Raw genomic sequence first — 12687 nt, forward strand, 5'->3', positions numbered from 1 at the left:
TCCCTTTTCCGCTGGGAGGATGCCGGTGACACCGGATGGCTATCTGAAGGCAGGCGACCCCGAGGGTGCGCTTGCCGCGCTTTCGGCCGAGATACGGGCCCATCCCGGTGATGCGAAGCTGCGCATATTCCTGTTCCAGTTGCTTTGCATTCAGGGCGATTGGAAAAGGGCGATCACGCAGCTGAAGCTTTGCGCCGAGTTGGACGCATTGGCCCTGCCGATGGCGCAGACCTATCGCGAAGCGATCATCTGCGAGGTCTTCCGCGAAAAGGTCTTTCAGGGCGAAAAGCTCCCCTTGGTCCTTGGCGAGCCGCCCGGCTGGATCGCCCTGCAGATCGAGGCGCTGCAGGCGCTGTCGCAGGGGCAGGACAGCCGGGCCGCCGACCTGCGCGCGCAGGCTTTCGACAGTGCGCCTGCGACCTCTGGCGAGGCCGACGGGACGGCCTTCACCTGGATCGCCGACGCGGACATGCGCCTTGGCCCGGTTCTTGAGGCGACGATTGACGGGAAATACTACTGGCTGCCCTTTGACCGCCTGTCCGCCGTGCGGATCGAGCCACCGACGGACCTGCGCGACCGGGTCTGGATGCCGGCCAACCTGACCTTCGCAAATGGAGGCGAGACGGTGGCCCTGATCCCCACCCGCTATCCCGAAACAACCCGCGATGGCAGCGGTGCCGCGCGGATGGCGCTGGCCACCGACTGGCGCGATCTGGGCAGCGAGACCTGGGCGGGGACCGGACAGCGCCTTCTGACGACTGATGCGGGCGACCTGCCGCTGATGGACCTGCGCGCGCTGCGGCTGGATCCGGGGCGCGTCGATGGCTGACCAGACCATCACCGAGCGGCTGCAACCCTCGCTTCTTGACCGGCTCACCGACAACCAGCGCGAGGTGACGCAGGAACCGCGTGAGGAATGGGTGATCGACCTGCGGCGCCTGCGCGAGATCGTGCTGCGCGACCTGTCCTGGCTGATGAACACCACCAGCAGCGGCAACGGGGTCGATCCGGCGCTGTTCCCGCAGGCGGCGCGGTCGGTCCTGTGCTATGGGGTCGCCAGCATCTCGGGGCAGTCTGCAGGGCCGGCGCGGACGGCGATGCTGCGTCAATCCATCCAGCGCGCGATCGAAACCTTCGAGCCGCGCCTGCGCGCCGGTTCGCTGGACATACAGGCCGGCGACCCGTCGGCCTCCAAGGGCGCACAGGTCGTCTTCAACATCCGCGCCGACATCTGGGCGCAACCGATCCCGTCCGAGCTTTATCTGCGCACCCAGATCGACATGACCACGGGCGAGGCGACCGTGGCCCGGACAGGATAGGACGATGGATATCCGGCTGCTGCGCCATTACGAGGCCGAGCTTTCCTATCTGCGCGAGATGGGCGTCGAATTCGCGCAATCCTTTCCCAAGATCGCGGCGCGGCTGGGCATGGACGGCACCGAGGTCGTGGACCCCTATGTCGAGCGGTTGCTGGAAGGCGCGGCCTTTCTGTCGGCCCGCGTCCAGCTGGAACTTGAGCTGCAATACCCGGCCTTTTCCTCGGCCCTGTGCGAGATCGTCTATCCGCATTACCTTTCGCCGACCCCGTCGATGATGATCGCGCAACTGGTGCCCGATCTGGCCAATCCGGCGCTGGCCGAGGGGTATCGCGTGCCGCGTCACAGCGCCCTGCACGCGGAACTCAGCGCCGGTCAGCAGACCGCCTGCCAATTCCGCAGCGCGGCCGAGGTGACGCTTTGGCCCATTCGCATTGCCGAGGCCGAATATATCGACGGACGCGGCGCGCTGGTCGCCCTTGGCGTCGCCGGCGCGGGCGAGGCGCGGGCCGCCATTCGCCTGCGACTGGCCCGCGCCGATGGCGGGCTGATCGGGGCGCTGCCGATCGAGCGGCTGACCCTGTTTCTTGGCGGCCATGCCGCCAGCGGCTGGGCGCTGCACGAACTGCTTTGCACCGAAACGACCGGACTGGTCGCGCGCTCGACCGACCGTCGCGACGACTGGGTGTTGCCGCTGCCCGGCGGGGTCGAGCCGCGGGGATTTTCGCCTGACGAGGCATTGCTGCCCACGCCGCGGGCCAGCTTTGACGGCTACCGCCTGCTGCAGGAATATTTCGCGCTGCCCGAACGCTTCCATTTTGTCGACCTGACCGGCCTTGGTCCGGGCCTTGCACGGGCAACGCAGGATGCGGTGGACATCTATATCCTGCTGCGAAAGGGGCGGGCCGATCTGGCGCATGGGATCGCACCCGATGCCTTTACCCTTTTTGCCGTGCCCGCCGTCAACCTGTTCGAAAAGCGTTGCGACCGGGTCATGCTGTCGGAACGCGACACCGAGCATCACCTTGTTCCCGACCGCAATGCGCCGCTGGATCATGAGGTGCACAGCATCCTGTCGGTTGCCGGGATCAGCGGCGAGGGGCAGGACAACCTGACATTCCGTCCGTTCTTCTCGACCGACGAGCTGACCGCCGCGGGCTCGCGCCATCCCGCCTATTTCCAGATCAACCGCCGCTTTCGCCAGCGCACCGAGCGAGAGCATCTGGCGGGCACGCGCACATCCTATCTTGGGTCCGAGATCTGGCTGGCGCTGGTGGATCCGGCAATGGCGCCCTGGCCGCCGGGCATCCAGCAGCTTGCGGTGCGCGCGCTGGTCACGAACCGCGACCTGCCGCTGTTGCTGGGCTCGGGCGCGCGGAACCTGTTCCACATGCCCGAATGCGGCCCGGTCTCGGCGGTGCTGGTCGCCGTGGCCCCGACGCGGCCACGCCCGTCCCTTGCCCAGGGCGAGGTCGCCTGGCGCCTGATCGGGCATCTGGGGCTGAACTACCTGTCGCTTGCGGATACGGCCGGGGGCAGCGGCGCGGCCGCCTTGCGCGAATTGCTGGGTCTTTATGCCCCCTTGGCCGACCGCGCCGTCCTGCGGCAGATCGAGGGGCTTGTGGGGGTGGACACCCGCCCCATCGTCCGGCGCATCTCGGACGGGTTGCTGTCCACCGCCGTGCGCGGGCTTGAGATCCGCCTGCGCATGGACGAGGGCGCGTTCGAGGGGGCCGGCACCTATGTGCTTGCCTCGGTGCTTGAGCGGTTCCTGCGCCGCCACGTCACCATCAACAGCTTTACCGAGACAGTCCTGGAAACCAGCCAAAGGGGGGAACTCGCGCGATGGACTCCGCAAAGCGGTCTGGGGCGGGTGCTGTGACGCATTACGACCATCTGGTCGCGTCGTTTCCCCGCTTTCACCTTTTTCACGCGCTGCGCGTGATCGAGGCGCATTTCGCCGACCATCCCCCATTTGGCACCGCGCGCCGCCCGCGCGAAGATCCCCTTCGCCTTGGGCAGGATCCCTCGACCGCCTTTCCCCCGCACACGATCACGCGTTTCGACCCGCCCGATGGCGCGGGTCGCGGTCAGCTGCGCCAGCAGGCCTTCGGTCTTTTCGGTCCGCACGGACCGCTGCCCCTGCACCTGACCGACTATGCCCGCGACCGCATGATCAACCAGCGCGACCCGACGCTGGTGGCCTTCGCCGATCTGCTGACCCACAGGCTGGCGCAGCTTTTCTATCGCGCCTGGACCACGGGCCAGCCCGCGGCGGATCTGGACCGCGGGATGGGCGGGCGGATCGAGCGCAAGATCGCCGCGCTGTCGGGCCATGCCGGTCCGGCCTTCCAGAACCGGGACGCGATGCCCGATCTGGCGCGCCGCCATTTCGCCGCCTTCCTGTCGCCCGGTCCCCGCCATCCCGACGGGTTGCGGGCGATCGTCTCGACCTTCTTCGACACCGGTGTCGCGGTCGAGGAATTCGTCGGCTGCTGGCTTGAGCTTGAGCCGGACGACCGCTGGCGGCTGGGCTCAGGCTCCGGGCTGGGTCTGGGAACCTGCATCGGCGAAAGGGTCTGGTCGCGTACGGCCAAGTTCCGCTTGCGGCTTGGGCCCCTGTCGCGCGCCGATTACGACCGCCTTCTACCGGGCACCCCGGCGCTGGAGCGGTTGGCGGCGATCGTGCGCAACTATTGCGGTCTGGCGCTGGATTGGGATGTCGTGCTGGTCCTGCGCGCGGATCAGGTGCCCCAGACCTGCCTGGACGGCGACACTCGATTGGGCCTGACATCCTGGCTTGGCGCAAGGCCAAGCGCGGCGGATGCGGATGATCTTCACCTCTCGCCGCCCGAAATGGCGGACCGGGCCGCAGCATAGGAAACAGCGAAGATGACAGAAATCAGCCGCGTCGCCCTGTTTGGCAAACTGAACCAGCTTGGCTACCAGACCGTCGAGGGCGCGACCGTCTTTTGCAAGCTGCGGGGCAATCCCTATGTCGAGATCGTGCATTGGCTGGCGCAGATCCTGAACCAGCCCGACAGCGACGTGATGCGCATCCTGCGCCACCACGGTCTGGACGAGGCGCGGCTGGCCGCCGACATGCAGCGCGCGCTTGACGCGCTGCCGCGCGGGGCCAGCGCCATCATCGACCTGTCCCAGCACCTGATGGACGCGATGGAGCGGGGCTGGGTCTACGGCTCGCTGATGTATTCGGCGGTGCGGGTGCGCACCGGGCATCTTGTGCTGGGCATGCTGAAAACGCCGGAACTGAAGCGGATCCTGACCGGGATCTCGGCCGAGTTCGGAAAGATCAGCGCCGACGACCTGTCCGAGCATTTCTTCAAGATCACCGACGGCTCGCCCGAGGATGCGATGACCGCGACCGCGGGCGGCGGGGCCGAGCCGGGCGAGGCCTCGGGCGCCCTGTCCCCGGCCGAGATGGGCAAGGAAGAGGCGCTGAAGAAATACTGCACGGACATGACGCAGGCCGCGCGCGACGGCAAGATCGACCCGATCATGGGTCGGGACGAGGAAATCCGGCAGGTTATGGACGTGCTGATGCGGCGGCGGCAGAACAACCCGATCCTGACGGGCGAGGCCGGGGTGGGCAAGACCGCCGTGGTCGAGGGATTTGCCCTGCGCATCGCGCGCGGCGACGTGCCGCCCTCTCTGAAGGACGCCCGCATCCTTGCGCTGGATGTCGGCCTGCTGCAGGCCGGCGCCAGCATGAAGGGCGAATTCGAGAACCGCCTGAAGCAGGTGATCGAAGAGGTGCAGGCCTCGGCCACCCCGATCATCATGTTCATCGACGAAACCCATACGCTGATCGGCGCGGGCGGGGCGGCGGGGACCGGGGATGCGGCCAACCTGCTGAAACCGGCGCTGGCGCGCGGCACCCTGCGCACCATCGGCGCGACCACATGGGCCGAATACAAGCGCCATATCGAAAAGGACCCGGCACTGACCCGGCGCTTCCAGACGGTGGTGGTGGATGAGCCCTCGATCCCCAAGGCCGTGACGATGATGCGCGGCATCGCGGGGATTCTTGAAAAGCACCACCGCGTGCAGATCCTGGACGAGGGGATCGAGGCGGCGGTGGCGCTGTCCGCGCGCTATATCCCCGTCCGGCAGCTACCCGACAAGGCGGTCAGCGTGCTGGATACGGCGGCGGCGCGCGTCTCGATCAGCCAGCATGCGGTGCCCGCGGCAGTGGATGACGCCCGCAAGCGCATCGATGCGTTCGAGACCGAGCTGGGCATCATCGACCGGGACGAGACCGCAGGTTATGCCGTCGATGACCGCCGCGCTGCCATCACCGAGGCGCGCGCGCAGGAAGAAGCGCGGCTGGCCGAGCTGACGCAGAAATGGGAAACCGAAAAATCCGTGGTCGAGGCGATCCTTGCCCTGCGCGCCAAGCTTCGCGAGGGCGGCGCAACCGCAGATGCGGCCCCGGACACGCCCACGGACCCGGACGCGCCCCCGCCGGACCCGGATCGCGCCGCGCTGCTGGCCGAGCTGAAGGCCAGGAATGCCGAACTTGCCGCCCTGCAGGGCGAAGCGCCGCTGATCCTGCCGATCGTGGACGAGCAGGCGGTCGCCTCGGTCATCGGCGACTGGACCGGCATTCCGGTGGGGCGGATGGTCGGCGACCAGATCCGCACGGTGCTGGAACTGGACCAGCATCTGGCCCGCCGTGTGATCGGGCAGGACCACGCGATGCAGATGATCGCGAAGCGCGTACATACCAGCCGCGCGGGGTTGGACAATCCCTCGAAACCGGTGGGGGTGTTCCTGCTGGCGGGCACCTCGGGCGTGGGCAAGACCGAAACCGCGCTGGCGCTGTCCGAGCTGATGTATGGCGGCGAGCACAACCTTATCACCATCAACATGAGCGAATATCAGGAGGCGCATACCGTCAGCAGCCTCAAGGGCGCGCCTCCGGGCTATGTCGGTTATGGCGAGGGCGGCGTCCTGACCGAGGCCGTGCGCCGCAAGCCCTATTCCGTCGTGCTGCTGGACGAGGTCGAAAAGGCCCATCCCGACGTGCACGAGCTGTTTTTCCAGGTCTTTGACAAGGGCGTGATGGAGGATGGCGAGGGGCGGCGCATCGACTTCAAGAACACCCTTATCCTACTGACGTCGAATGTCGGCTCGGAACTGATCATGGACCTGTGCGGCGACCCCGACCTGCAGCCGGAACCCGAAGGGATTGCCAAGGCCCTGCGCGACCCCTTGCTGAAGGTGTTCCCGGCGGCGCTGCTGGGTCGGCTGGTGGTGATCCCCTATTATCCCTTGTCCCCGGACATGATCGGCAAGATCACCCGCCTGCAACTGGACCGCATTGCCCGCCGGGTGCAGGAAACGCATGACGTGCCCTTTACCTATTCGGACGCGGTCGTCGACACGATCGTCGCCCGCTGCCAGGAGGTCGAGTCGGGTGGCCGCATGATCGACGCGATCGTGACCAACACGATGCTGCCCGAGATCTCGGCCGAGTTCCTGCGCCGCATGCTTGACGGAAAACCGGTCGAAGGCGTGCGCGTCGACGTGGCCGACAACAGGTTCACCTATGATTTCGACGGGCAGGGGCTGCACCCGTGATGATTGCACTGCGGAAAGGAGGTTTCAGGCGATGGGGAACAAGCTGTTCTTGAACGTGATGGGTGAAGGCCCGGTCGAAGGTCTTCAGGTTCGCCGCGCGCTTGTGCTTGAAGGGCTGAGCCAGATCACTGAAACCCGGATCGAGGTGCTGTCCAAGGACAGAAGCCTTGTGCTTGGCGACTTTGTCGGCAAGGCACTTGACCTGTCCATTGAATCCGAGAACGGGGACGTCTCGCGGGTTTTCCGCGGACTTTGCATTTCGGCGGAATACCGGGGCGTGTGGCGCGCCTATGGGCGTTATCTGCTGGAGGCGCGCTCGCGCATCTGGCTGCTGGGGCGCACGAAGGAATGCCGCGTCTTCCAGAACGAAAGCACGCCCGAGATCGTGCAGAAGGTGTTGGGCGATTACGGGCTGTCGGGCAGCCTGAAGAACCGCCTGACCCAGCAATACGAACGCCGGGATTATTGCCTGCAATATCGCGAAACCGATTTCGACTTCCTGTCCCGCCTGATGGAGGAAGAGGGGATCTCCTATTACTTCACGCATGAAGGCCAGACCGAGACGATGGTGCTGGTCGATGCGATCAGCGGCCATGATCCGATGCCGGGAGAGGCGCTGGAATATGACGATGACCTGACCAACAACGTGCCCCAGCAGAACCGCGTGCGCGACCTGCACGGGATGGCGGCGCTGACGACGGGCAAGGTCACGCTGGCCGACCAGAACTTTGAAAAATCGAACGCGAAGCTGATGGCCGTGCAGGCTTTGCCCAAGGGCCGCCATAGCCACAGGGAATATGAGAACTACCTCTCGCCGGGGCATTTCCGGGAAACCGGGCTGGGCAAGGCCCGCGCCCGCGTCCTGATGGAGGCCGAGGCCGCCCGGCATGCCTTGTGGTCGGGGGTGACTTCGGACATGCGGCTGGCGGCCGGATCGACAACGCAGATCAACCACCATCCGCAGAACGCCCCGGATGGCGAATATCTTGTCACCACGACCAGCCATGCCTTTCAGACCGACCCGACGGAGGTCGATTCGCCCCAGGACATCCTGCCCCTGCCGTCCGAAATGCGGACCGATGCCAACATGACCCGTTTCGGCAGCATCCCGAAATCGGTTCAGTTCCGCGCGCCGCTGCTGACGCCCTGGCCCGAGGTGCCGGGCGTAATGACCGCGACCGTCGTCGGACCGGCCGGAGAGGAAATCCACACCGACAAATATGGCCGGGTCCGGGTCCAGTTCTTCTGGGATCGCCTTGGCAAGATGGACGACAAGGCGGGGATTTTCGTGCGTGTCGTCCAGCCCTGGACGGGCAAGTCCTGGGGCATGGTCTCGATCCCGCGCATCGGGCAAGAGGTTCTGGTGGGGTTCGAGAATGGCGATCCCGACCGGCCGATCATCCTGGGCATGCTTTACAACGCCAATACCATGCCGCCCTGGACCTTGCCCGCGAACCAGACACAGTCCGGCATCAAGACCAATTCGTCGAAGGAAGGCGGCGGCTTCAACGAGCTGATGTTCGAAGACAAGAAAGGCGAAGAGCTGGTCCGCTTTCAGGCGGAAAAGGACTATACTCAGATCGTCAAGAACAATGCCACCATCACCGTCGGGCCGGAAAAGCAGGACAAGGGCGACATGACCCTGACGGTCCATCGCAATCTGACCGAGACCCTGAAGACCGGCGACCACAGCTTTACCGTCGCGGAGGGGAACCAGACCATCGCGATCAAGAAGGACAAGACGGAAACCATCGAGGGCAAGTCCGACCTGAAGGTGACGGGGAACGTGACCGCGATCGTCGAACGGGGGAACGTCAGCGAGACCGTTCAGACCGGGAACGTGACGCATGATGTCTCGCAGGGGAATTTCTCGCTGACGACCGCGCTTGGCAAGATCAAGCTTGAGGCGATGCAGGAGATCCTGCTGCAGGTCGGCGCCAGCTCCATCAAGATCGACCAGACCGGCGTCACCGTGAAGGGCGCGATGATCAAGGTCGAGGGCACCGCGATGATCGAGGCGAAGGCGCCGATGACAACCGTCAAGGGTGACGCGATCCTGATCCTGAAGGGCGCGCTTACCATGATAAACTAGGAGGACGGCCCCGTGGTTTCGCGTTTCGAAGGGTTGCGCAAGATCCCGTCCGGTCCGGCGGCGCGGATGCTGGCCGCGGCCAATGCGCGTCTTGTCGAAAGGACCGGGCTGCCCGCCAGCGCGGATGTGGCCCAGACGCTGTCGGTCCTGGACCAGAAGGCGGCGGACATGGACATTCTGCGCCTGCTGTCGGTCGCCCTGCCGCCGCGCGAAAGGGTCTGGTGGGCATGTCTTGCCGCCCGCGACACGCTGGCCCCTGATGCCGGGGCGCCGCCGACTCTGACCACGGCCGAGGCATGGGTGCGCAAGCCCGGCGACGAGACCAAGGCCGCCGCCCGGCAGGCGCTTGAGGCTGCCGATCCCGACGACGACCTGACCCTGTGCGCGACTGCGGCGGTCTTTGCCGATGGCACGCTGGGCGCGGGGGATCTGGCCCGCCTTCCCGCGCCCCCCGGCGCGTCCGAGGCGGCCTCTTTCGGGATGAATGTCCTGTGCATCGCGCGCCGCGCAGGAGATTTCAGGACCGAGACCGCGCGCCTGATCGATCGCGGCTTGGACATTGCGCGCGGCGGAAACGGAAGGGGCCAGCCATGACGTTCCCTCAGGCCCGGTTGACCGACAGCCATATCTGCGCCCTCAGCCTGGGTGCGCCCGCGCCGATCACCGGGCCATGCGCGCCGACCGTTCTGGTGCAATACCTGCCCGCGGCAAGGATCACCGACCTGTGCGCGGGCGTGTTGCCCCCGGGCCCGCATCCGATCGTCAAGGGCTCGGCCACGGTGCTGATCTCGTGCCTGCCGGCGGCGCGCATGGGGGTGGATCCCTGCGCTGGCGGGGGGGCGATCGTCCTGGGCGCCATGACGGTCCTGACGGGGGGATAGGATGGCGGTCACGCTGCGCTTTCAGACCACCGGAATCGTCCCCAGCAATGCCCAGCCCGTCGTGCTGCGCGGAACGGCGCTGACCATCGGGCGCGCGCCGGAAAACGACCTGGTGCTTCCCGATCCGGATCGCCAGCTGTCCAAGCGGCATTGCACGATCGAAGACCAGGGCGGCAGCTTCGTCGTCATCGACTTTTCCGCGAACGGCACCTTCCTGAACTATGGCAAGATCCCCCTTGGCCGGGTGCCGACACCGCTGAGCGACGGCGACATCCTGACCCTCGGGGGCTATGAGCTGCTGGTCAGCGTGACGCCCGGTGCCTCGCCCGCGCGGCAGGACCTGATCCCCGATCCCTTGCCCGACGATCCGGTTCCTGCCGACATGGTGCCCGGACCCGCGCCCTATCCCCCGCCAAACCAACCCGCCGGGAACCAGTTCCTGCCCGAGGACAGCGGCGAGCGCGATTTTCTGGACGATCTGCTGGGCGCGGCGCCGTTGCGCGGACCCGCCAGCGTGTCGCGGCCCAAACTGGGCGAGGACGGGCTTTTGCCGCCGCTTTCGCCCGATGATCTGGAAGACCTCCCGGACGAGGATCCGTCAGTGGGGGCCTCGATGCTGGAGCGTGCCGCGCCCGCGCAGGACCATTTCGCCGCACCTCGTGTCCGCGACACCATTCCCGACGACTGGGACGACCTGACCGAACCGCCCGAGCCGACCCAACCCGACGCATCCGACGCCGCCCCGCCACCGGCTGATCTGCCGGACCCGACTTTGGCCGAACCTGCGCCGGAGCCGCCGCCTCCGCCCCGTCATCTCGCGCCGGAGCCGCCGTCCGTCACAGGGCCGGACGCCGCGACCCGTGCCTTTCTTGAGGCGCTTGGCGCGGGGCATATGGCGATCCCCGATGCCGACATGGTCGCCGCAATGACCCGGCTTGGGCAGGCGATGCGCAGCATGATCGAGGGGCTACGCGAGGTGCTGATGACCCGCGCCTCGATCAAGCAGGAGCTGAGCCTTGGCCAGACCGTCATCTCGGCCGGGGGGAACAACCCGCTGAAATTCAGCGTCAGCCCCGGTCAGGCGGTCGAGGCGATGGTGTTTCCCACCGCGCCCGGCTGGCTGCCCGCGGATGTCGCGGCGACGCAGGCGCTGGACGATCTGAAGGCGCATGAGGTCGCCATGCTGACCGGGATCGAGGCCGCGCTGAAGGATCTGTTGCGCAAGTTCGACCCCAAGACGCTGGAATCGCGCCTGACCGCGGGGGGCGGGATCGGCGGCTTCATCAAGGGCCGCAAGGCGCGCTACTGGGAAATCTACGAAGCCCATTACGCCGAAATCGCCGATCAGGCCGAAAACGATTTTCAGGACCTGTTCGCGCATGAATTTGCGCGCGCCTATCGAAAGCAGCTTGAGCGTCTGAAGTAACCACAGGAAGGACAGTGCTGGCATGGCCTGGGATAGCAAAGTGCTCTGGACCGAAGGGATGTTCCTTCAGCCGCACCATTTCCAGCAGGGCGACCGCCACGCCGAAGCCATGCGCGCGGGGCTTGCGCGCGCGCTGGTCCCCTATGGCTGGGGGCTGACGGCAATGGAAATCGATCCCGACGCGCTGAAGTCGGGGCGCGTCGCGCTGCGTTCGGCGGCGGGGCTGTGGCCGGACGGGACCGCCTTTCGCCTGCCCGAATCCGACGACCATCCCCCCGCGCTTGAGGTGCCCGCGACGATCAAGGATTGCGTCGTGCTGCTGACCTTGCCCGCGCGCAGGCAGGGCGCGGCCGAGGTCGACATGTCCGGGCTGGACATGTCCGCGGCGCGATTGCGCCCCGCCGAGATCGAAGTGACCGACACGATGGGCGCGGGCCGCAAGTCGGCGCGGCTGGTCGTGGGACAGCTTCGGATGCAATTCGGCCTTGCGGTCGATGACCTGAGCGACCGCCTGACCATTCCGATTGCCCGCGTCATCGAGGTTCGCCCCGACCGCGAGGTGGTTCTGGACCGCGCCTTCATTCCCTCGGTGCTGGATCTGCGCGCGGCGCCCGTGCTCGAGGCGCTGGTGCGCGAGATCGACGGTCTTCTTGACCACAGGATGCAGGCGCTGGCGGGACGGCTTCAGGCCTCGGGTTCGGTGCGGGGCGCGGCAGAGCTGCAGGATTTCCTGCTGCTGATGGCGATCAATCGCAACCTGCCGGTCTTTCGCCATCTGGGGAATATCGAAAACGGACATCCGGTGCAGCTTTACCGCGATTGCGTCGCGCTGGCGGGCGAGCTGTCCACCTTCATGGCCGCCGACAAGCAGGTGCCGCAATTTCCGCCCTATCAGCATCACGACCTGAACGCGACCTTCGCGCCGGTGATCCGGATGCTGCGCCGCTACCTGTCGGCGGTGCTGGAACAGAATGCCGTCTCGATCCCGCTTGAGGCGCGCAAATACGGTATTTCGGTGGGGCTGATCGCGGATCGCAAGCTGATCGGCAATGCCGGGTTCGTGCTGGCGGTCAGCGCCGACACGCCCTCGGAAAACATCCGCCGCCATTTCGCCGATCAGGCCAAGCTGGGCCCGGTCGAGGAGATCCGCCAGATGGTGAACTCGGCCCTGCCGGGGATCGCCTTGCGCCCGCTGCCGGTCGCGCCACGCCAGATCCCCTATCACGCGAACATGGTCTATTTCGAGGTCGCCCCCGACAGCCCGGCATGGGGAAGGATGCCCACCTCGGGCGGGATCGCGGTGCATGTGGCCGGAGATTACCCCGGCCTGAAGATGGAGCTTTGGGCGATACGGCATGGGTAAGGATG

General features: G+C 66.6%; 10 protein-coding genes. All 10 read left to right on the forward strand.

From position 1 onward, the window contains the following. The first annotated feature begins 19 nt into the window (after nt 1-19). The 10 genes from ACO2Q4_RS04625 to tssK are packed head-to-tail and all read left to right on the forward strand — an operon-like array spanning nt 20 to nt 12682. Nucleotides 20-829, forward strand: a complete 810-nt coding sequence (locus ACO2Q4_RS04625) for a type VI secretion system accessory protein TagJ (protein ID WP_395131954.1) — start codon at nt 20-22, stop codon at nt 827-829. Continuing rightward, on the forward strand, nt 822-1319 hold the full coding sequence (gene tssE, locus ACO2Q4_RS04630; protein ID WP_423317611.1) for a type VI secretion system baseplate subunit TssE: 498 nt from the start codon (nt 822-824) through the stop codon (nt 1317-1319). Before ACO2Q4_RS04625 ends, tssE begins: the two co-directional genes overlap by 8 nt. A gap of 4 nt (nt 1320-1323) precedes the next feature. Continuing rightward, on the forward strand, nt 1324-3198 hold the full coding sequence (gene tssF, locus ACO2Q4_RS04635; RefSeq protein ID WP_423317613.1) for a type VI secretion system baseplate subunit TssF: 1875 nt from the start codon (nt 1324-1326) through the stop codon (nt 3196-3198). Further along, nucleotides 3162-4196 carry a type VI secretion system baseplate subunit TssG gene (gene tssG / locus ACO2Q4_RS04640; RefSeq protein ID WP_423317615.1) on the forward strand — a complete coding sequence of 345 codons (1035 nt, stop codon included), beginning with the start codon at nt 3162-3164 and terminating at the stop codon, nt 4194-4196. The genes tssF and tssG overlap by 37 nt, the downstream gene beginning before the upstream one ends. A 12-nt stretch (nt 4197-4208) precedes the next feature. Continuing rightward, nucleotides 4209-6920 (forward strand): type VI secretion system ATPase TssH, encoded by a 2712-nt coding sequence (tssH, locus tag ACO2Q4_RS04645; protein WP_423317617.1) that lies wholly within the window; start codon nt 4209-4211, stop codon nt 6918-6920. Nucleotides 6921-6951: 31 nt separating this feature from the next. After that, complete coding sequence (locus ACO2Q4_RS04650; RefSeq protein WP_423317619.1) at nt 6952-9012, forward strand: type VI secretion system Vgr family protein; 2061 nt, start codon at nt 6952-6954, stop codon at nt 9010-9012. Between the two features lie 12 nt (nt 9013-9024). Further along, a complete protein-coding gene (locus ACO2Q4_RS04655; RefSeq protein WP_395131965.1) occupies nt 9025-9606 on the forward strand; it encodes a DUF6931 family protein in 582 nt (193 codons plus the stop codon). Next, entirely contained in the window at nt 9603-9893 is a 291-nt protein-coding gene (locus ACO2Q4_RS04660) for a PAAR domain-containing protein (RefSeq protein WP_311759406.1), read from the forward strand. The genes ACO2Q4_RS04655 and ACO2Q4_RS04660 overlap by 4 nt, the downstream gene beginning before the upstream one ends. A gap of 1 nt (nt 9894) precedes the next feature. Next, complete coding sequence (gene tagH / locus ACO2Q4_RS04665; protein ID WP_423317622.1) at nt 9895-11319, forward strand: type VI secretion system-associated FHA domain protein TagH; 1425 nt, start codon at nt 9895-9897, stop codon at nt 11317-11319. Between the two features lie 22 nt (nt 11320-11341). Continuing rightward, nucleotides 11342-12682 (forward strand): type VI secretion system baseplate subunit TssK, encoded by a 1341-nt coding sequence (tssK, locus tag ACO2Q4_RS04670; protein ID WP_311759404.1) that lies wholly within the window; start codon nt 11342-11344, stop codon nt 12680-12682. Nucleotides 12683-12687 lie beyond the last annotated feature (5 nt).

Origin of the sequence: Paracoccus sp. KR1-242 (assembly GCF_049446195.1) — a bacterium.
GTDB lineage: Bacteria > Pseudomonadota > Alphaproteobacteria > Rhodobacterales > Rhodobacteraceae > Paracoccus > Paracoccus broussonetiae.

What these genes read in the sequence shown, in the direction of transcription:
- ACO2Q4_RS04625 (WP_395131954.1), top strand. Translation starts at nt 20, where the DNA reads ATGCCGGTGACACCGGATGGCTATCTGAAGGCAGGCGACCCCGAGGGT.
- tssK (WP_311759404.1), top strand. Translation starts at nt 11,342, where the DNA reads ATGGCCTGGGATAGCAAAGTGCTCTGGACCGAAGGGATGTTCCTTCAG.
- tssE (WP_423317611.1), top strand. Translation starts at nt 822, where the DNA reads ATGGCTGACCAGACCATCACCGAGCGGCTGCAACCCTCGCTTCTTGAC.
- ACO2Q4_RS04650 (WP_423317619.1), top strand. Translation starts at nt 6,952, where the DNA reads ATGGGGAACAAGCTGTTCTTGAACGTGATGGGTGAAGGCCCGGTCGAA.
- tssG (WP_423317615.1), top strand. Translation starts at nt 3,162, where the DNA reads ATGGACTCCGCAAAGCGGTCTGGGGCGGGTGCTGTGACGCATTACGAC.
- ACO2Q4_RS04660 (WP_311759406.1), top strand. Translation starts at nt 9,603, where the DNA reads ATGACGTTCCCTCAGGCCCGGTTGACCGACAGCCATATCTGCGCCCTC.
- tssF (WP_423317613.1), top strand. Translation starts at nt 1,324, where the DNA reads ATGGATATCCGGCTGCTGCGCCATTACGAGGCCGAGCTTTCCTATCTG.
- tssH (WP_423317617.1), top strand. Translation starts at nt 4,209, where the DNA reads ATGACAGAAATCAGCCGCGTCGCCCTGTTTGGCAAACTGAACCAGCTT.
- tagH (WP_423317622.1), top strand. Translation starts at nt 9,895, where the DNA reads ATGGCGGTCACGCTGCGCTTTCAGACCACCGGAATCGTCCCCAGCAAT.